Raw genomic sequence first — 20,577 nt, 5'->3', positions numbered from 1 at the left:
CAGAAAATCAGGTCGTGCATGACGGGGCTGATGCGATTCAGCGCTCGGGGACGCCCGTTCTTGCCACCTGGCGAAAAATTTTGGGCCGATTATAGCGGCGCAGAAGACGGGCGGGGAAAAAATCACAAATCCACTGAAGATTCGTGGCAAATATCGGGAAATACGCGACGGCTATGCGAACGTTGCGCGCAAATGGCGTCAGCCCCCAGTCGTTGCGTATGTACTGCATCGAGCCTGAACCGACGCCTGAAGGTGCCCCTGAAGGCGCCCCTGAAGGTGCTCCTGAAGGCGCTCCTGAACGTGCTCGTGAAAGCACGCCGCGCCAGCGCGAACTCAGCGACGCCGCCAGACCATCCAGTGCTCGGCGCCGGCGAACACGGGCACGGAATCGTCGACGCGCCGGGCATCCTCGCAGACGAAGTCCGACGCCAGCAGCGCGTCGAGCGCATCCGGGGCGGTGCCGAACGGCGGTCCCTTTTGCGTCTCTTTGAGAAAGAAGAACCCGACCAGACGGCCACCCGACGGCAGGAGCTGCGCCATGCGACGACCGTAGTCCTGCCAGAGGTCGCGCGGCAGCGCGCAGAGAAATGCACGCTCGTAGATCAGGTCGAGCGTGAAAGGCGGTGCGTAGGTGAAGAAATCGGCCTGTTCGACGAGCGAGGCGCGCGGCCCCAACTGCGCTTTGGCCGACGCGACCGCCATCGGCGAGAAATCGATGGCGCGCACCGGCCAGCCTTGCGCATCGAGCCATGCAGCCTCGTACGCCGCGCCGCAGCCGGGGATCAGCGTGGCACGCGGCGCGCCCTCGGCGGCCACGAAAGTGCGCAGGGCGGCGGGCACGCCGGCCGCATCCCATGGCGTGAAGGCCTTGGCGAAGCGTTCGTCCCAGAACGCGGCTTGCGACGAATCGCGATGCGCGAACGACGGCACGGCGGGCGCCCCGCCCTGCCCCGGCGCATCGTCCTCACGCGGTACATGCGGTGCGTGCGGCACGGCTCGATGTCTGCGAAGGTTCACCACTCGCCCCGTTCGAAAAATGCGGATCAGCTATACAGCCACACGAATGCCGTCAGCACGCCAATGGCAATGCCGCCGACAAGGCAAAACGCGCCCGTGAGCAACCGATTGGTGCGGCGCTGCTCGTGCAGCAACGCCAGCAGCAGCGTGTCGTCCTGTGGACGCGCGTGGACGGCTAGCGCCTGATGGATCAGACGCGGCAACTGCGGCATTGTCTTGCTCCATTGCGGCACCTCGGCCTTCAGGCGCTCCAGCCAGCCACGCGGCCCGATCTGCTCGGCCATCCAGCGCTCGAGGAACGGCTTGGCGGTCTTCCACAGATCCAGATCCGGATCGAGCTGTCGCCCCAATCCCTCGATATTAAGCAGCGTTTTCTGCAACAACACGAGTTGCGGCTGAATTTCGACATTGAAGCGGCGCGACGTCTGGAACAGACGCATCAGCACCAGCCCAAGCGAAATTTCCTTGAGGGGACGGTCGAAATACGGCTCGCACACCGCGCGAATCGCCCCTTCGAGTTCCTCCACACGCGTATCGGGCGGCACCCAGCCCGACTCCAGATGCAGCGACGCCACCCGGTGGTAGTCGCGACGGAAGAACGCAAGGAAGTTTTGCGCCAGGTAATTCTTGTCGAACTCGGACAGGGCGCCTACGATGCCGCAATCGAGCGCAATGTAGCGGCCGAACGTGGCGGGGTCGAGGCTGACCAGAATGTTGCCCGGATGCATATCCGCGTGGAAGAAGCCGTCGCGCAGGAACTGCGTGAAGAAGATCTCGACGCCTTCGCGCGCGAGCTTCTTCAGATCCACGCCCGCCTCGCGCAGCACGTCGATCTGGCTGATCGGCACGCCGTACATGCGCTCCATCACGAGCACCGAACTGGAACTGAACTCCCAATAGATCTCGGGCACCATCAGCATGCCGGAGTCGATGAAGTTGCGGCGAAGCTGCGCGGCGTTGGCGGCTTCGCGCATCAGGTCGAGCTCGTCGTGCAGGTACTTGTCGAATTCGGCAACGACTTCGCGCGGCTTGAGTCGCTTGCCGTCCGGCCACAGGCGTTCGACCCAGCCGGCCAGATCGCGCATGAGCGCCAGATCGCTGTCGATGACACCAAGCATGTTCGGGCGCAGCACCTTCACGGCGACGTCCTTGCCCGCATGCTCCCCCTCGCGAATCCTGGCAAAGTGCACCTGCGCAATCGACGCGCTGGCCACCGGAATGCGCTCGAACTCCACAAACACTTCTTCGAGCGGACGCCCCAGCGACTTTTCGATGCTCGCATGCGCCACCTGCGGATCGAACGGCGGCACCTGATCCTGCAAACGCGCGAGTTCCAGCGCGATGTCGGGCGGCATCAGGTCGCGGCGCGTGGAAAGCACCTGCCCGAACTTCACGAAGATCGGCCCGAGCGATTCGAGCGCCAGACGCAGGCGTTCGCCACGCGGCGCCTTCAGGCCGCTGCGCCCGATGGTGAGCACACGCAAGAGCGCCCGCGTGAAGGGATGGGGAATGCTTGAGAGCACCAGTTCGTCGAGACCATACCGGTAACAGACGAAGACAATCTTGATGAGACGCAGAAGACGCATCGGTCAACGGCCTCCGTGAGTGCGAGGTGCCGCAACGGCAGTCCCCGTCTGACGTTCCAGCTTCTCGATGCGCTTTTCCAGCCGCGCGAGGTCATCGCGCAAGGTACCGATATCCGTGCGCATCGCATCGAGTCGCGGTCGCGCCACGAGCATGGGATTCTCTTCAACCAGATAATCGGCCAGCGAACGCGCCAGCGTGCCCCCCGTGCGCCGTGCGCCGGCCACGGCGGCCTTGCCGGTCTCGGTCACGCGGTGCGCGGCAGCGTCGCCAATCACCTTGCTGAGGTCTTCGGCGGCCTCCCAGCGCAGATGCTGGGCAAGATACGACACCGTGTTGGCAAACTCGGCGTCGCCCTCGATCTTGACGTGGCGCATCACGGCGGCTTGTCCGCCACCCGCGAAGTCCGCCAGCGCCGCCGGGGGCACCGAAATACTGACATCGCAGGGGAAATTGGCTTCGGCGGCGGCGAGATAGCCGTCGTCGCCCACGCGCAGGCGCAGGTCGATTGCGGACATGGCCAACCGGGCGGACGCACCGATGTGATGGCGCAGGCGCTCGCGTGCCCACGGTTCGCGGGCGAGCAGATGGTTCACGGTGGCGGCAAAGGCTTTGGCGGCTACGGTCATGAGCTAGGCGGCCGACCGGCGCTGAACACCGGTCGCACCGAAAGACGCCGTCCGGCAACGATCTTCGGACGGCAAAAACAAAAGAGCCCGCGCTTCGGTGCGCGGGCTCTCATTGTAAGGCAGGTTACGGCAAAAACGTCGCCAGCTTAGCTGAGCTGCTGAATCCCGGCGAGCACCCAGCCGCCGTTGCCGGTCACCGGCTTGGTCAGGTTCCACACCTCGTTGAACGGCTCGGCGGCGGCCCCTTCGGTTTCGCGGATCAGGCCCGAGAAGCGAACGCTGGCCATGTACTCGCTGGTCGACTGCTCGATACCAAGGAGTTCGGCGTCAAGCTGCACGACATCCGTACGGTTGGTCGACTTGCCGCGCTCTTCGAGGTCCATCTTGATTTCCGCGAACATCTGCGGCGTGGTGAACTCGTTGATGTCGGCCTGATCGCCCTTGTCCCATGCGGCTTGCAGACGGTTGAAGTACACCTTCGCGCTGCGCAGGAAGCCTTCCGTATCGAAACCGGCCGGCACACCGAACGACTCCGTGGCGGCAGCGCCCGCTGCGGCGCCAGCGGCCACCGGCAGGGCGGATGCGCCAGCCGGATGCGACGGCTGGGCCGGTTGCTGACGCGACTCGTCTTCCCACGACTGACGCAGCGAATTGTTCGAAGCGTCGTTGCCTGCGCCCGCATAGGCCGGCGTCTGCGACTGCGACTTGTTGCCGCGGAAACGGCGAATGATCCACATCACGGCGAAGGCGATCAACGCGATGATGATGACGTTGGCCATCATGCTCGCAAACGCACCGCCCATGCCGAAGTGCGACAGCAGCGCGGCGATACCGAGACCGGCGGCCAGACCGGCGATCGGCCCGAGCCAGCGGTTGGCCGGTTTGGCGGCGGCGGCCGCACCCGCGGCGCCTGCGCCGGCGGCAGCCGGTGCTGCCTGCGTCGGGGCGGCGCCCGGTGCGGCTTGCGCCGGTTGTTGCGGCGTTGCCTGACGTTGCGTCACGGTGTTGGACTGCTTGCCGATGCTCCGGCCGCCGCCAACGCGCTTGGCGTCAGCGTCCGCGATCGTCATGCCGACCGCCACTACGCCGGCCACAACGCCCAACAACAGCTTGTTTTTCAGGAACTGGAACATCGTTCTGGTCTCTCCGTGGAGTTTATAGGTTGCTGTCTATTGACAGACGTCAACCCAAATGGTTCAGCCGCTTTTTACGTACTGAAACCAGATAAGGCGTCGGGCGATTCTGCCACAGCAAAATTAGCTTGTTCTTAGGGATTCCAGACAAAACGCCCCGGCGTGGAAATTTTCCACGGTCCGGGGCGCAGCATCGGGTCTGGCGTGTCAGGTCTGTCGGATGTGTCGTATATGCCAGATGGGCCGGTAAGTGAGCGTGTACTCAGAACTTGCGGCCGATGTGCAGCGCTACGACGCCAGCCGTCAGGTTGTGATACTCGACCCGCTCGAGGCCGACGTCTTCCATCATCGACTTGAGCGTTTCCTGATCGGGGTGCATGCGAATCGACTCGGCCAGATAGCGGTAGCTGTCGGCATCGCCCGCAATGCGCGAGCCGAGCCATGGCAACACTTTGAACGAATAGGCGTCGTACGCCTTTTCCAGCGGCTGCCAGACCTTCGAGAATTCCAGCACCATCACCTTGCCGCCCGGCTTGATCACGCGGCGCATTTCCGCAAGGGCCGCATCCTTGTGCGTCATGTTGCGCAGGCCGAACGCCACGCTCACCACGTCGAAATAGTTCGACGGGAACGGCAGTTTCTCCGCATCGCACAGCAGCGACGGCGTGACGATGCCGTCGTCGAGCAGACGGTCGCGCCCCACGCGCAACATCGATTCGTTGATGTCGGTGTGCCAGACTTCGCCGCTCGGCCCCGCCTGGCGCGCGAACGCCTTCGAGAGATCACCCGTGCCGCCCGCAATGTCGAGCACCTTGAAGCCCGGGCGCACAGCGGCGCGCCCGATCGTGAACGCCTTCCAGATGCGGTGCAGGCCGCCCGACATCAGGTCGTTCATGATGTCGTACTTGCTCGCGACGGAATGGAAGACTTCGGCGACTTTGCCGGCCTTTTCCTTTTCGTCCACGGTTTCATAACCGAAGTGGGTCTGATCACCCATTGCACATCTCCAAAATCATGTAAGCGAGCGCACGCTCAGGCGCGCATCGCCGCAACCTCAATGGTGGTGGCAGCCACCGGCGGACGGCGACGGCATCGGCGTGTCACGATCGACGCCGGCCGCCGCGAGCTTGTCCAGGTACTCCTGCCACAGCGCGTCCTGTCGCACGCACAGCTCGTAGAGGAAGTCCCACGAATAAATGCCGGTGTCGTGTCCATCCGAGAACACGGGACGCACCGCGTAATTGCCGATCGGCTCCAGGCCGTTCAACGTGACATCGCGCTTACCGGTTTGCAGCGTTTCCTGCCCCGGACCGTGACCGCGCACTTCCGCCGAGGGCGAGAGCACACGCAGCAATTCGAACGGCAGGCGGTAGGTCTTGCCGTCTTCGTAACCGAGTTCCAGCACCTTCGAAGCGCGATGCAGCGTCAGGGAAACGGGAATCGGCGTGTCTTTCTCCAGCCCAGCCATGGTCTTGCTCCAGAAAATTCATCGCGTGCCGGGTCATGGCACATTGGATGGCACATTCAGTGACGCCTGCAGCGGCGCATCGTATCGCACATCGGCGGGCAGTATAGCCGCTCAGGCGTGAGCGGTCATGCCGCCCGACGCGTCGTATCGGGCGCCCCATCCATTCACACCGGCCAGTTACCGCGGCCTTTTACCCCGGCCTTTTACCCCGGCCATCCCGGGATTCGCTCCAATTCTGCCACGATGGCCACGCGCAGCGCGGGCATCCACGCCGAGCGTTCGGCGATCACGGCCTGCGGCAATTCGCGTTGCGGGGCGCTCCACACGGAACCGGGGAAGTGGACGTCGTCGCGATAACGCGGAATCACATGCCAATGCACGTGCGGCACCATATTGCCCAAACTCGCCACGTTGACCTTGTGCGGCGACATCACCGTGCGCTGTGCCGTCTCGACGGCGAACACGGCGCGCATCACATGTTCGCGCGCGGTCTCCGGCAGATCGCTCATCTCGGCCACGTGCGTGTGCCAGATCACGCGGGCAAACCCCGGATAACCGGCTTCGTTCGCCAGCACCACCCGCAGCACCGCATCGCGCCACACGACTTCACCGCCGTCACCGGCGCAAAACGGACACTCCATCCTCGCTCTCCCTTGCATTGGCCATTCCCACACCACCGCACATCATCTCGGACGATCGCGCGTTGTCGCAGCGTTGCGCGCGTGACGCACGTCAGTGCTTCCTGCCCTTTCGGCGCTTGCCCGTCGCCGGATCGACCGGCCCGAGCGCGAGCTCCGCAAAATCGATTTCGCTGAGCAATTCGCGCAGCGTCTCGTCGTTGATGCGGTGCGTAATGCGCAGGCGCGACAACTCCACGCGCTCGGCCTGCAACGCTGCCGCTCGCAAACGACGCTCGACTTCCACCTCACGCACCGCGCGCTCGCGCATCTCGTCGGTGGCCGTGGACGCATTGAGCGTGCGGCGATAACGACCCATCACGCGGGCGGCGGCTTCGGCGCACACGGCCGTATCCAGTTCGTCGCCCGACTTCGCAATCACCTTTTGCAACGACTCGACGGCACGAATCGCCGCCTCCGACGCCGCGAGCCTCGCCTCGCCCATCTCGCGATTGCGCGGGTCTTCGACCGGCCAGCGCACGCCGCGCAGCAGTACCGGCAGTCCGAGGCTGCCGCCAATGAGCGAGAGCAGGATCACACCGGCGGCGAGAAAAATCAGCAGATCGCGCCCCGGGAACGGCGCGCCGCCCGGCAGCGCCAACGGCACGGAAAGCGCACCGGCGAGCGTCACCGCACCGCGCACACCGGACAGCGCCGTCACACCGGTGAAGCGAATCCCGGGCTTCATCGTGATTTCTCCGCGACGCATGCCGAGGAAATACATCACACGCCACGCCACCCACACCCAGCAAAAGCGCAGCACGATCAGCACCGCCGAAATGGCGCCAACGTAGAACATCAGCTCGCCCAGATTTACCAGCGTGCCCCAAAGGTGTTCGCTCGGACGCAGCGCCGCGCGCACGATGTCGGGCAATTGCAGGCCGAGCAGCACGAACACGGCGCCATTGAAGACGAATTCGAGCATCGACCACACCCCGTTGCCGAGAATGCGTGTGGCCGTGCGAGAGTTGAGCAGATCCGTGGAGCTGACCGTCATGCCTGCAGCCACCGCCGCGAGAATGCCGGAAAAGCCGAAATGCTCCGCGAGCAGGTAGGCGGCAAACGGCATGAGCAGCAGGAGCAGCACGACGGTCGCGGGCTCTTCGGTCGACGCGTCGAGTACGCGGCGATGGAATTGCGTGAACAGCCAGGTCACCGCCCATCCGGCGAGCAGGCCGCCCAGCGCGATCACGAAGAACGAGAACGTGGCGTTGCCGATGGAGAAGATGCCGGTCGTGGCGGCCACCAAAGCAAACTTGAAGGCCACCAGACCGGAGGCGTCGTTCATCATTGCCTCGCCTTCGAGCACGTGCATGAGCCGTGTAGGCATGCGCATGCGCCCGGTGAGTGCGGAGACGGCGACGGCGTCGGTCGGCGAGAGTACGCCACCGAGTGCGAACGCGACCGCCAGCGGAATCGAGGGAATCATCCAGTGGATGAAGTAGCCCACGCCCAGCACGGTGAAGATCACGAGACCGAGCGCCATGGCGATGATCGGCACCCGCAGGTGCCAGAACTCGCGCTTGGGCATGCGCCAGCCGTCGGCGAAGAGCAGCGGCGGAATGAACAGCAGGAAGAAGATCTCAGGGTCGAGATCGATGTGCAGGCCCGCGCCCGGATAAGCGAGCGCGGCACCCACGGCGATCTGCACGAGCGGCACGGGCAGAAACCGGACGAAGCTGACCAGCACGCCGGTCAGCGCCACCACGAACAGCAGGATCAGTGCTGTGTAGACTACCTCCATGCCACCTCCGTGATCCGTCGGTCAGGCATCGGCCGCGTTGCCCGCCAGGCGCAGCTGGGGCAGAGGGGGCAAAAAAAGCATCAGACGAGCACGCGTTCGATACCGCCGTTGTTCGCATCCTTGACGTAGTCCACCAGCCACTGATCGCCCAGCACGTGCCTGGCGATCTCGACGACGATGTAGTCGGCGGTGACATCCGCGTCCTCGTTGTAGCGCGACAGGCCTTGCAGACACGACGGGCAGCTCGTCAGGATCTTGACATCGTCCACCTTGCCGTCCACCCGCAATTTCGCCGCCCCCTTGCGCATCTCCTCTTCCTTGCGGAAACGGATCTGCGTCGAGATGTCCGGACGCGTGACCGCCAGCGTACCCGATTCGCCACAGCAACGATCGTTCTTCTCGATCTTGTAGCCGTCGTTCTCGCTACCCATCAACTGGTTCACGAGCTTGACCGGGTCCATCGTCTTGATCGGCGTGTGGCACGGGTCGTGATACATGTAGCGCGTACCGTTCACGCCTTCGAGCTTCACGTTCTTCTCGAGCAGATATTCGTGGATGTCCACGATGCGGCAGCCCGGGAAAATCTTCTCGAATTCATAACCGGCGAGCTGATCGTAGCAAGTCCCGCACGACACCACCACGGTCTTGATGTCGAGGTAGTTCAGCGTGTTGGCCATGCGATGGAACAACACGCGGTTGTCCGTCACGATCTTCTCGGCCTTCTCGCCCTGCCCCGACCCGCGTTGCGGATAACCGCAGCACAGGTAGCCCGGCGGCAGCACCGTCTGCACGCCCACGTGCCAGAGCATGGCCTGCGTGGCCAGACCAACCTGCGAGAACAGACGCTCCGAGCCGCAGCCCGGGAAGTAGAACACCGCTTCCGAATCCACGGTGGTGGCCTTCGGGTTGCGAATGATCGGCACCACCTTGTTGTCTTCGATGTCGAGCAGCGCGCGCGCCGTCTTCTTCGGCAGGTTGCCCGGCATCTTCTTGTTGACGAAGTGGATCACTTCCTCGCGCAGCGCAGGCTTGCCGACCGTTGCCGGCGGATGCGCCGTCTGCTTCTTCGCAATCTTCTTGAAAATGTCCGCGCCGAAACGCTGCGCCTTGTAGCCCCAGTCGATCATCACCTTGCGGGTGATGTTGATCGTCTCCGGGTTGGTCGCGTTCAGGAAGAACATGCCGGCAGCCGCGCCCGGGTTGAACTTCTTCTTGCCCATCTTGCGCAGCAGGTTGCGCATGTTCATCGTCACGTCGCCGAAGTCGATCTTGACCGGGCAGGGCGTGGCGCACTTGTGGCAGACCGTGCAGTGATCGGCCACGTCGTTGAACTCGTCCCAGTGCTTGATCGACACGCCACGACGCGTCTGCTCTTCATACAGGAACGCCTCGATGAGCAGCGACGTCGCCAGAATCTTGTTGCGCGGGCTGTAGAGCAGGTTCGCACGCGGCACGTGCGTGGCGCACACCGGCTTGCACTTGCCGCAACGCAGGCAGTCTTTCACGCTGTCGGCAATCGCGCCGATATCCGACTGCTGCATGATGAGCGACTCGTAACCCATCAGCCCGAAGCTGGGCGTGTACGCGTTACGCAGGTCGGCCGGCAGTTCGGGCAGGTTAAGCAGCTTGCCCTTGTTGAAGCGCCCTTCCGGGTCCACGCGCAGCTTGTAGGCGCGGAACTCGCCGATTTCGGCTTCGGTCAGGAATTCCAGCTTGGTGATGCCGATACCGTGCTCACCCGAGATCACGCCATCGAGCGAGCGCGCGATGTCCATGATGCGGGCCACGGCCTTGTGCGCATCCTGGAGCATCTCGTAGTTGTCCGAGTTCACCGGGATGTTCGTGTGCACATTGCCGTCGCCGGCGTGCATGTGCAGGGCGACGAAGACGCGGCCATGCAGCACGCGCTTGTGAATCGCCTGCGCCTCGTCGAGGATCGGCTTGAACTCGCCACCCGTGAAGATCTGGCGCAGCTCCGCGCGGATCTCCTGCTTCCACGAAATGCGCACCGTGCGGTCCTGAAGCAGGTCGATGAGGCGCGTTTCCGGCTGCTTTTGCAGACGCTCGTTGAGCGCGACGTTGATCTCGCGAATGCCGTGACGGTTGAGCAGCGGAATCGCCTCGGCCAGCGGCATTTCGAAGTTGTCGCGCAGGAATTCCCAGCGCGCGCGGACTTCGCGAAGCATCGTCAGCGCCGTTTGCACGCGGTCTTCGAGCAGTTCGGCCGACGGAATCTCGTTGGCGTCGTCCGTCTTGCCGAGCGGCAGGTTGCCCGCCTCGAAGAACGTTTCGAGCGCGTCGACGAGTTGCAGCTTGTTCTTGAGCGAGAGCTCGATATTGATGCGTTCGATGTGATCCGTGTACTCGCCCATGCGATGCAGCGGAATCACCACGTCTTCGTTGATCTTGAAGGCGTTCGTGTGGCGCGCGATCGCGGCAGTCCGCGAGCGATCCAGCCAGAACTTCTTGCGCGCCTCGGCCGACACGGCCACGAAGCCCTCGCCGCTCTTGCCGTTGGCCATGCGGATCACTTCCGAGGTAGCCTGCGCGACCGCGTTGTCGTCGTCGCCGACGATGTCGCCGATCAGCACCATCTTCGGGAACGCATTGCGCTTCGACTTCGTAGCGTAGCCCACGGCGCGCAGATAGCGCTCGTCCAGATGCTCCAGACCGGCGAGAATCGCACCGCCAGCCGCCGTCTGCGCGAACATGTAGTCCTTGATCTCGACGATGCTCGGAATCGCTTCCTTCGCCTGACCGAAGAACTCCAGACACACCGTGCGCGTGTGCGCGGGCATCTTGTGCAGAATCCAGCGCGCGCTCGTGATCAGGCCGTCGCAGCCTTCTTTCTGAATGCCTGGCAGCCCGGCGAGGAACTTGTCCGTGACGTCCTTGCCGAGCCCTTCCTTGCGAAAGCGCTTGCCTTCGATTTCCAGCAGTTCCGTCTTGAGCAATGCGGCGCCCGGCGCCTGATTGCCGTCGTACCACTTCAGTTCGAAGCGGGCGACCGGAATGTCGTGAATCTTGCCCAGGTTGTGATCGAGGCGCGTGACTTCGAGCCAGTTGCCCTGCGGATCGACCATGCGCCACCAGGCGAGGTTATCCAGCGCCGTGCCCCACAGCACGGCCTTCTTGCCGCCCGCGTTCATGGCCACGTTGCCGCCGATGCACGACGCATCGATCGACGTCGGGTCCACGGCGAACACGAGACCGGCTCGCTCGGCGGCTTCGGCCACGCGGCGCGTCACCACACCCGCGCCCGAGAAAATCGTGCCGACGGGCTTGTCCACCCCCGGCAACTGAATGAATTCGACCTCGTCGAGCTGTTCGAGCTTTTCCGTGTTGATGACAGCCGAGAAGGGCGTGAGCGGAATCGCGCCGCCGGTATAACCGGTGCCGCCGCCACGCGGAATCACCGTGAGGCCCAACTCGAAGCAGCCCTTCACCAGCGACGCCATCTCCAGCTCGCTATCCGGTGTGAGCACGACGAACGGGTACTCTACGCGCCAGTCGGTTGCGTCGGTGACGTGCGACACACGCGACAGGCCATCGAACTTGATGTTGTCGCTGGCGGTCGTGCGCCCGAGCACCTTCTTCGCGCGACGGCGCAACTCCGCCATCTTGTCGAACTCGGCAGCGAACTCCGCCACGGCGCGGCGCGCGGCGACTTCCAGCTGCTCGACGCGCGCGGCGCGTTCGCGGCCATGCGCGTCGGCATGCTCGGCCACGTCGGCACGGCGACGTTTGTCGATTTCGTTCAGGCGGTGCTCGAGCGCGTCGATCAGCAGCTTGCGACGCTTCGGGTTGTCGAGCAGGTCGTCTTGCAGATAAGGGTTGCGACGCACCACCCAGATGTCGCCGAGCACTTCGTAAAGCATGCGCGCCGAGCGGCCGGTGCGGCGTTCGGCACGAAGTTCGTCAAGGATCGCCCAGGCGTCCGCGCCGAGCAGGCGCATGACGATTTCGCGGTCCGAGAACGAAGTGTAGTTGTAGGGAATTTCGCGCAGGCGCGGCGGCTGGGCGGCTACGGCATGTTTTGCGTCGTGCGGCTCGAAGGCAGGCAAGGGTGCGTTCATCTTGTCGGGCTCGTCAGTGCGGCGGTGCATCCGCCGTCGGCGTTCGTCTCGCGAGACGCGCCGAAAGTCAAAATCGGGTATGCGCTGAAGATGCCGGCCGCAAGCGCGACAGAGGCGCGCGGGCCGGCAACGGACGATCTGCGGTCAACGAGATCGACGACTGCCGTGCGAGGACGTCGATGACGAATCGTGTCCGGTCATCGAGCAGAAGCACAGAGGGGTGAGGCAGTTGTTGCGCATGCCCAGATCTTTCTTCCGGCTTGGGAAAGTGTTGGTAGGGGAATGTAGGTCGAATTGTACTTCATTGCACCGCAACACGTCGGCGCCGCACCGAAATCCCCCGCAAGGCGCGCGAATCCACTCTTTGCAGGCGATGCACCGCCCTCATCGCTACGTTGATGCCGCCTTCACGACGTGCCCTCGCCCACTGTCATCGCCATCATCCCTGCGACTTCCACCACAATCGTCATGCGCTATATCCGTTTAGATACAACGGCTTGCAACACATTTCCGAACTGAAATTTCCGGGGAATGGGAGTATGTTCTAGCGGTCCCCGCCCCTATCCACCCATCAAGAGGTGCATCCATGGCTTCGTTCCAACTGAACGGCAAACCGGTGAAGGTCGATGTCGACCCCGCCACTCCCCTGCTCTGGACCCTGCGCGACGCCCTGAACATGACCGGCACCAAGTTCGGCTGCGGCATGGCGTTGTGCGGGGCCTGCACCGTCCATATGGACGGCGCGCCCATCCGAAGCTGCGTCACGCCGGTGTCTGCCGTCGAAGGCAAGAAGATCACCACGATCGAGAACGTCGGCGCCGACCCGGTCGGCCGCGCCGTGCAGGACGCCTGGGTCAAGCACGACGTGCCCCAGTGCGGCTACTGTCAGAGCGGGCAGATCATGTCCGCCACCGCCCTGCTGCGCGAGAACAAGACCCCCAACGACGAACAGATCGACGCCGCCATGGCCGGCAACCTCTGCCGTTGCGGCACCTACGCCCGCATTCGTGCGGCCATCAAAGACGCCGCCGCGTCGCTGGCCTGAGACGAGGAGACACCGAAATGCGTGAACTTCGTTTCTCCCAACGTCCCGGCGTGGCCGTGGGCGACTTCGCCGGCGTGAGCCGTCGCGGTTTCCTCAAGACGTCCGCCATCGCAGCCGGCGGCCTGATGCTCGAAATGTCGCTGCCGGGCATGATGCGCACGGCGAGCGCGCAAGGCGCGGCGGCAGCCCCCGTCGTGCCGTCCGCCTTCGTCCATATCGCCCCGGACGACACCGTCACCATTCAGGTCAACCGCCTCGACTTCGGTCAGGGCGTGCAGACCGCGCTGCCAATGCTCGTCGCCGAAGAACTCGATTGCGACTGGGCCAAGGTGCGCGGCGAACTGGCGCCGGCCGGCGAGGCTTACAAGGACCCCATGTTCGGCATCCAGATGACGGGCGGCTCCGGCTCCGTCGCTCACTCGTGGATGCAATATCGTCGCATCGGGGCCTCGGCCCGCGCCATGCTGATTGCGGCGGCCGCGCAGCAATTGAAGGTGCCCGCAGATCAGTTGCGCACGGAAAACGGCGTGGTGGTCGGCCCGAACGGCAAGCGCGCGACATACGGCAGCCTCGCCGCCAAAGCGCAGGCGTTGCCCGTGCCCGCCAATGTCGCGCTCAAGGATCCGTCGACCTTCCGGCTGCTGGGCAAGCCGACGCGCCGCCTGGACGCCAGGGCCAAGTCCACGGGAACGCCGATGTACGGCATGGACTTCAAGCTGCCGAACCTGAAAGTCGCGGTCGTCGCCCGCCCGCCGGTATTCGGCGCCAAAGTGAAGTCGTTCGACGCCAGGGCGGCGAAAGCCATCAAGGGCGTGCGCGATGTCCTGGAGATTCCGGACGACCGGGGCGGCACCGCCGTGGCCGTCATCGCCGACGGCTACTGGCAGGCGAAAACCGGCCGCGAGGCGCTCAAGGCCGAATGGGACACCAGCGGCGTCGAACACGTCGACACGACCGCGCAGCTGGCCAGATTCAAGGAACTGGCCAAGACGCCCGGCATCGTCGCCATCGACACCGACGTCTCCAAACTCAAGGGCGCCCCGAAGACGATCGTCGCCGAGTACAGCTTCCCGTACCTCGCGCATGCGCCGATGGAACCGCTGAACTGCACCGTCCAACTCTCGGACAAGGGCGCAGAAGTCTGGACCGGCACCCAGTTCCAGACCGTCGATCAGGCCGCCATCGCCCGCACGCTCGACCTCAAGCCCGAGCAGGTCAAGCTGCACACCTTGATGGCCGGTGGCGGATTCGGCCGTCGCGCGGTGCCGACCTCGGACTACGGCGTCGAAGCGGCGCAGGTCGCGAAGGCGTGGCGTCGCGCGGGCCATCGCGAGCCGGTCAAGGTGATCTGGAGCCGTGAAGACGACATTCACGGCGGCTACTACCGCCCGATGTACGTGCACCGCGCGGAGATCGGTGTCGACGCCAAGGGCAACGTGCTCGCGTGGAATCACACCATCGTCGGCCAGTCGATTCTCCAGGGCACGCCGTTCGAGAAAATGATGGTCAAGAACGGCATCGACGGCACGAGCGTGGAGGGCGTCTCCGGCACGCCATATGCCGTGCCGTTACGTCTCACGCTGCACAGCCCGCAGGTCAACGTGCCGGTGCTGTGGTGGCGCTCGGTGGGCAACACCCACACGGCGTACGTCATGGAGACGCTGATCGACGAGTTGGCGAAGAACGCCGGCCAGGATCCGGTGGCCTATCGCTATGCGTTGCTGGGCGACAAGCACCCGCGGCATCGCGATGCGCTGGCCCTGGCGGTCGAGCGCTCGGGATACGGCAAGACCAGGCTGCCCGACGGTCAGGCGTGGGGTGTGGCCGTGCACGAGTCGTTCGACTCGGTCGTCGCATACGTCGTCGTGGCGGAGATGCGCAACAATGCGCCGCGACTGGTCAGTGCGGTGGCCGGGGTGCATTGCAACTTCGCTGTGAACCCGTTGACGGTGGCCGCACAGGTCGAGGGCGCGGCGTTGATGGGATTGGGCACGACCTTGCCGGGCGCAGCGATCACGCTGAAGCAAGGCGAGGTGGAGCAGAGCAACTTCCATCAGTACACGGTGGCGCGTCTGACCGACATGCCGGCCATCAGCGTGCATGTCGTGGCCTCGGGCGATGCGCCTACGGGCATGGGCGAACCGGGTCTGCCGCCGCTCGCACCGGCATATGCCAACGCCATCGCCGCCCTGACGGGCAAACGGCTGCGCGCGTTGCCGTTCGACCTGACGACGACGGCCTGAGCCATCGTCGGCGCATCGGTACGTCAGCAAGTCGCATGAGCACGAGGGGGCGAGGGGGCCCGATGCGGCGTGACAAACGTCGGATCGGGCCCCTTTTTCGTCATCCGACGAGCAAGTGTTTGAGCGGCGCGAAAACGCCTTGCCAGAACGACTCCGGCACACGAAGCATGAGGTAGGTGATAGCAATGTAGCGCAGCGTCTTGCCGATGGCGATGTAGACGAGGCAGGCCCGCCATGACAGCCGCAGCCATCCGGCAAGCGTGCACAGCGGATCGCCGACCACCGGTAGCCACGAGAGCAGCAACAGCGGGGGCCCGAAGCGCTTCATCCACCGGCGGTAGCGCTCGTTCATCGGCGCTTTGCCATCGGTGTCGCCCTTTCCACCGGGCAGATCCACCGTCACCGCAACACCACCGTTCGCCAGCGCTGCCCGCGCATGCGCCCGACGACGCGCCTTGAGCCGCACATACGCGCGACGCGCGGCAAATCCCATCCACCAGTCCAGCATGCCGCCCAGCGTGTTGCCCACGCTTGCGACCACGATGGCGGGCCAGAACATATGCGGATTGAGCGCGACGTATCCGAAGAGCGCTGGCTCGGAGCCCATCGGCAGCAACGTGGCAGAGAGAAACGAGACGAGAAAAATGGCAGGCAAGCCAACGCCGGGCAGCGCCAACACGCCCAGCAGCCAGGTGATGAACGACTCCATGCCACTCCGCAAAAAACGAAAAGCGATCCAAGAACGCAAAAAAAGCGCAGCAGGTGCGCCCATCCCAAACCGACCAGCCGGTCGGTCACTGCAACCGGCCCCCTGCCCCCACTCGTTTGGCAGAAACGAAAAGTCTGGCGCATAATGCGTGACCATGACCCGACCCTCGACGCCGCCCGTGGCCATTCTACTGGCAGGCGGACTCGGTACCCGCTTCGACGCGGCGGGGCGCCGGAACAAGCTGCTCGCGCCGCTGCCCGGCGATCCCCTGAACCGACCCGTTGCCCTTGCCAGCGCCCACGCGCTGCTGGCGGCGTTGCCGCGCGTGATCGCGGTCGTGCGCCCGGATTCGGCCGAGTTGGAAAACGTGCTGCTGCAAGCGGGTTGTGAAGTCGTGATGAGCCATGCCACCAAGCGCGGCATGGGGGCCACGCTCTCGGCCGGCATCAACGCCGCCGTGGACGAAGATCCGCCCCCGGGGCTCGAACATCTCGACGGCTGGCTCGTGGCGCTGGCCGACATGCCGTACATCCACCCGAACACCTTGCGCGCGGTCGCGAACGGCCTCACGTCGCCCGAAGCCATCGTCGCACCGAGTTATCAGGGACAACGCGGCCACCCGGTCGCGTTCGGCGCCGCCTACACCTCGCGTCTGGCCGCCCTCGATGGCGACATTGGCGCGCGCGACCTGTTGATTAGCGAGCACATTACGATCGTCGATGTCGACGACGCCGGAATCGTGCGCGACATCGACACCCCAGACGACCTACGCTAGGGCGCGCACTCCCCTTTCCCGTTTCTCCCCGAAAGACCAAGCGCGACCGCCCCGGCGGAAGTGCTGGTCTATCATTGTCCTTTTGTTCCTTGATGTGCCTAACCTGAAGAAGCCTTAAATCATGTCCGACGCAGCTCCCGATTACCTGAAGAAGATCCTGACCGCCAAAGTCTACGACGTCGCCCACGAGAGCGAACTCGAGCAGGCCCGCACGCTCTCGATGCGGCTGCACAATCGAATTTATCTCAAGCGCGAAGACAATCAGACGGTGTTCTCCTTCAAGATTCGGGGCGCTTACAACAAGATGGCGAACCTCAGCGAGGCCGAACGCGAGCGCGGCGTGCTCACGGCGTCTGCGGGCAATCATGCACAGGGCGTCGCCTATTCCGCCGCGCGTCTGGGCTGCAAGGCCGTCATCGTCATGCCGGTGACCACGCCGCAGGTGAAAATCGACGCCGTCAAAACGCATGGCGGTCGCGCCGTCGAAGTCGTGCTGGCGGGCGACTCGTACAGCGACGCTTTCGCCCACGCCATGACGCTGCAAGCCGAGCGCGGCCTGACGTTCGTGCCGCCGTTCGACGACCCGGACGTCATCGCGGGTCAAGGCACGATCGGCATGGAAATTCTGCGTCAGCATCAGGGGCCGCTGCACGCCATCTTCGTGCCGATCGGCGGCGGCGGACTGGCGGCCGGCGTCGCCGCTTACGTCAAGTCGGTACGCCCCGAGATCAAAATCATCGGCGTGCAATCGGTGGACTCGGATGCCATGGCGCAGTCGATCCACGCCGGCGAGCGCATTCTGCTCAACGACGTCGGCCTGTTTGCGGACGGCACCGCCGTCAAGTACGTCGGCGAAGAAACGTTCCGCCTGTGCAGCGAGTATCTCGACGAAGTCGTGCGTGTCGATACCGACCAGCTTTGCGCGGCCATCAAGGATGTTTTCCAGGACACCCGCAGCGTGCTCGAACCGTCGGGCGCACTGTCCGTGGCCGGCGCCAAGCTCTACGCCGAGCGCGAAAAGCTCAAGGGCGAAACGCTCGTGGCGATCACCTCCGGCGCGAACATGAACTTCGATCGCCTGCGATTCGTGGCCGAGCGCGCCGAAGTCGGTGAAGCGCGCGAAGCCGTGTTCGCCGTCACCATTCCGGAAGCGCGAGGCAGCTTCAAGCGCTTTACCGAAGTGGTGGGCAGCCGCAATGTGACCGAGTTCAACTACCGAATTAGCGAGGCGTCCAGCGCCCATATCTTCGTGGGCATCCAGATGCACAACCGCGACGAGGGCGAGCGCATCCGTTCGGGCTTCGAGCGTCATGGCTTCCCCACGCTCGACCTGTCCAACGACGAACTGTCCAAGCAGCATATCCGCTACATGGTGGGCGGACGCTCGGCGCTCGCCAGCCATGAAGTGCTGTATCGCTTCGAGTTTCCGGAACGCCCCGGGGCGCTGATGAAGTTCCTCTCGGCGATGAGCCCGAACTGGAACATCAGCCTGTTCCACTACCGCAATCAAGGCGCGGATTACAGCAACATCCTCGTGGGCATTCAGGTGCCGGACAACGAGAAGGCCGCGTTCCGCGACTTCCTCGCCACGCTCGGCTATCCTTACTGGGACGAAAGCGACAACCCCGTGTACAAGCTGTTCCTCGGGTAAAGCGCCGCGCCCGGTCCACGACATCTCCAAAGGAAATCGCCCTCGCCATGCCCATCACGCTCGAGAACAAACTCGTTGTCGCGATATCCTCGCGCGCGCTGTTCGACTTCGAAGAAGAGAACCGCGTGTACGAGGCCGGCGTGGCGAGTGGCGACGACCAGTCGTACATGCAGTACCAGCTCGACCGGCTCGACAAACCCGCGCCGGCGGGCGTCGCCTTCCCGCTCGTGCAGAAATTGCTCGCCTTCAATGGGGGCAGCGACGGCCATACGGGCGGGGCGAACGACCGGCATCGCGTGGAAGTCGTCGTCCTCTCGCGCAACGATCCCGTGAGCGGCATGCGTGTGTTCCGTTCAGCGCGGCAGGTCGATCTCAAGATCGAGCGCGGCGTGTTCACGCGCGGGCGCGATCCGTTCGGCTACCTCAACGCCCTGGGTGCGCACCTCTTTCTCTCGGCGAACGAGCGCGACGTGCGCAGTGCGCTTGCCGCCGGTTTCCCGGCCGCACGGGTCTATCCGGACTCCGCGAAAAAGGCCGAACTGCATCCCGACGAAATTCGCATTGCCTTCGACGGCGACGCGGTGCTCTTCTCCGACGAGGCCGAGCGGATCTTCCAGCGCAACGGTCTCGACGCCTTTCAGCAACACGAGATCGAGCGCGCCGCAACGCCGCTGCCGCCGGGGCCGTTCAAACCGTTGCTGCTCGCGTTGCATCGTTTGCAGACGCTGGCGGGGCACGAGGTCCCGATCAGGATTCGCACCGCACTCGTGACAGCGCGCTCGGCCCCCGCGCACGAACGCGCGATCCGCACGTTGATGGACTGGAAAATCGACATCGACGAGGCGATGTTCCTGGGCGGGCTGGACAAGGGCGCATTTCTGCGCGAGTTCGAGCCCGATTTCTTCTTCGACGATCAGACACGCCACTGCGAATCGGCCGCCCGGGTCAGCCCGACCGGACACGTCATCAGTGGCATTGCCAATCATGACCACGCCTGAACAATCCACGCTCGGCAAGGAAGTTGCCTACACCGAGCATTACGACCCCTCGCAACTCTTCCCGATTGCCCGTGCCCCCGCGCGAGCGGAGATCGGCGTGCCGGACACGCTGCCGTTCTTCGGCGCCGACATCTGGAACGGCTACGAACTCTCGTGGCTCAATGAAAAGGGCAAACCGCAGATCGCGCTCCTGACGGCCATCGTGCCGGCAGACTCGCCTTTCATCATCGAGTCCAAGTCGTTCAAGCTGTACCTCGGCTCGTTCGCACAAACGAAGCTCGCCAATCTGGATGCCGCGCGCGCGCTCATTCAGCAGGACCTGTCGGAAGCCGCCAGCGCCCCCGTACAGGTCCGGCTCACCGATCCGAGCGGCTTCGGCAAGCTTGCGCTTGACGAACTCGACGGTCTGCTCGTTGACCGGCTGGACGTGGACACTGACATCTACGTGCCGGACGCTTCGCTGCTCACTGCCGCGTTCGACGAGCCGCACGTGGACGAGACACTCGTGTCCAATCTGCTGAAGTCGAACTGTCCGGTCACCGGCCAGCCCGACTGGGGCAGCTTGCAGATTCGCTACGTCGGCCCGCCGATCGATCAGGAAGGCCTGCTCAAGTACGTGATTTCGTACCGCCGTCACACCGGCTTCCACGAGCAATGCGTGGAGGGCATCTTCATGGACATTCTGCGTCAGTGCAAACCGAGCCAACTGGCCGTGTATGCGCGCTACACGCGACGCGGCGGTCTCGACATCAATCCGTTTCGCACCAACTTCACGTTGCCGATGCCGGACAATGCGCGTACCGCGCGTCAGTAAAAGGGAAGACGACG

Annotated in this window: 16 protein-coding genes; 6 read left to right on the top strand and 10 right to left on the bottom strand. The window is 64.3% G+C overall.

Annotated features, from left to right (window positions below):
- Positions 1-333: 333 nt before the first annotated feature.
- The 9 genes from UC34_RS04290 to UC34_RS04250 all read right to left on the bottom strand — a co-directional run bounded on the left by UC34_RS04290 (position 334) and on the right by UC34_RS04250 (position 12,328).
- Complete coding sequence (locus UC34_RS04290; RefSeq protein ID WP_084070967.1) at positions 334-993, bottom strand: methyltransferase domain-containing protein; 660 nt, start codon at positions 991-993, stop codon at positions 334-336.
- 50 nt (positions 994-1,043) lie between these two features.
- The gene (gene ubiB, locus UC34_RS04285) at positions 1,044-2,603 is read right to left on the bottom strand and encodes a ubiquinone biosynthesis regulatory protein kinase UbiB (protein WP_044454186.1); all 1,560 of its coding nucleotides are present in this window, start codon (positions 2,601-2,603) and stop codon (positions 1,044-1,046) included.
- Between the two features lie 3 nt (positions 2,604-2,606).
- Positions 2,607-3,230: a ubiquinone biosynthesis accessory factor UbiJ gene (locus UC34_RS04280; RefSeq protein ID WP_044454184.1), complete on the bottom strand. Its 624-nt coding sequence runs from the start codon at positions 3,228-3,230 to the stop codon at positions 2,607-2,609.
- Positions 3,231-3,376: 146 nt separating this feature from the next.
- The gene (locus tag UC34_RS04275) at positions 3,377-4,363 is read right to left on the bottom strand and encodes a Tim44 domain-containing protein (RefSeq protein WP_044454182.1); all 987 of its coding nucleotides are present in this window, start codon (positions 4,361-4,363) and stop codon (positions 3,377-3,379) included.
- Positions 4,364-4,625: 262 nt separating this feature from the next.
- On the bottom strand, positions 4,626-5,360 hold the full coding sequence (gene ubiE, locus UC34_RS04270) for a bifunctional demethylmenaquinone methyltransferase/2-methoxy-6-polyprenyl-1,4-benzoquinol methylase UbiE (RefSeq protein ID WP_044454181.1): 735 nt from the start codon (positions 5,358-5,360) through the stop codon (positions 4,626-4,628).
- A 57-nt stretch (positions 5,361-5,417) separates the two neighbouring features.
- Positions 5,418-5,831, bottom strand: coding sequence for a gamma-butyrobetaine hydroxylase family protein (locus UC34_RS04265; protein WP_044454179.1), 414 nt, complete (start codon positions 5,829-5,831; stop codon positions 5,418-5,420).
- Positions 5,832-6,034: 203 nt separating this feature from the next.
- Positions 6,035-6,472, bottom strand: a complete 438-nt coding sequence (locus UC34_RS04260; protein WP_044454177.1) for an HIT family protein — start codon at positions 6,470-6,472, stop codon at positions 6,035-6,037.
- A gap of 91 nt (positions 6,473-6,563) precedes the next feature.
- The gene (locus UC34_RS04255; protein WP_044454175.1) at positions 6,564-8,252 is read right to left on the bottom strand and encodes a Na+/H+ antiporter; all 1,689 of its coding nucleotides are present in this window, start codon (positions 8,250-8,252) and stop codon (positions 6,564-6,566) included.
- 80 nt (positions 8,253-8,332) lie between these two features.
- Positions 8,333-12,328, bottom strand: a complete 3,996-nt coding sequence (locus UC34_RS04250; protein ID WP_044457734.1) for a DUF3683 domain-containing protein — start codon at positions 12,326-12,328, stop codon at positions 8,333-8,335.
- Positions 12,329-12,914: 586 nt separating this feature from the next.
- Between UC34_RS04250 and UC34_RS04245 the strand changes: the two genes are divergently transcribed.
- Positions 12,915-13,373, top strand: coding sequence for a (2Fe-2S)-binding protein (locus UC34_RS04245; RefSeq protein WP_044454174.1), 459 nt, complete (start codon positions 12,915-12,917; stop codon positions 13,371-13,373).
- 17 nt (positions 13,374-13,390) lie between these two features.
- The gene (locus UC34_RS04240) at positions 13,391-15,616 is read left to right on the top strand and encodes a xanthine dehydrogenase family protein molybdopterin-binding subunit (RefSeq protein WP_044454173.1); all 2,226 of its coding nucleotides are present in this window, start codon (positions 13,391-13,393) and stop codon (positions 15,614-15,616) included.
- A gap of 100 nt (positions 15,617-15,716) precedes the next feature.
- Here the strand turns inward: UC34_RS04240 and UC34_RS04235 are convergent, their stop codons facing one another.
- Positions 15,717-16,325 (bottom strand): YqaA family protein, encoded by a 609-nt coding sequence (locus tag UC34_RS04235; RefSeq protein ID WP_044454172.1) that lies wholly within the window; start codon positions 16,323-16,325, stop codon positions 15,717-15,719.
- 154 nt (positions 16,326-16,479) lie between these two features.
- Here UC34_RS04235 and UC34_RS04230 point away from each other — a divergent pair, with 154 nt between their 5' ends.
- The 4 genes from UC34_RS04230 (at position 16,480) to queF (ending at position 20,563) form a co-directional block, all read left to right on the top strand.
- Positions 16,480-17,100 carry a nucleotidyltransferase family protein gene (locus UC34_RS04230; protein ID WP_044454171.1) on the top strand — a complete coding sequence of 207 codons (621 nt, stop codon included), beginning with the start codon at positions 16,480-16,482 and terminating at the stop codon, positions 17,098-17,100.
- 121 nt (positions 17,101-17,221) lie between these two features.
- Positions 17,222-18,751 (top strand): threonine ammonia-lyase, biosynthetic, encoded by a 1,530-nt coding sequence (gene ilvA / locus UC34_RS04225; protein ID WP_044454169.1) that lies wholly within the window; start codon positions 17,222-17,224, stop codon positions 18,749-18,751.
- A 47-nt stretch (positions 18,752-18,798) separates the two neighbouring features.
- Positions 18,799-19,749: a 5'-nucleotidase gene (locus UC34_RS04220; RefSeq protein ID WP_044454167.1), complete on the top strand. Its 951-nt coding sequence runs from the start codon at positions 18,799-18,801 to the stop codon at positions 19,747-19,749.
- Positions 19,736-20,563: an NADPH-dependent 7-cyano-7-deazaguanine reductase QueF gene (queF, locus tag UC34_RS04215; RefSeq protein ID WP_044454165.1), complete on the top strand. Its 828-nt coding sequence runs from the start codon at positions 19,736-19,738 to the stop codon at positions 20,561-20,563. The genes UC34_RS04220 and queF overlap by 14 nt, the downstream gene beginning before the upstream one ends.
- Positions 20,564-20,577 lie beyond the last annotated feature (14 nt).

The sequence above is a fragment of the Pandoraea vervacti genome (assembly GCF_000934605.2).
Taxonomy (GTDB): Bacteria; Pseudomonadota; Gammaproteobacteria; order Burkholderiales; family Burkholderiaceae; genus Pandoraea; species Pandoraea vervacti.
The sequence above is the reverse complement of the archived record's forward strand: the minus strand, read 5'-3'. Positions and strand labels throughout refer to the sequence as shown.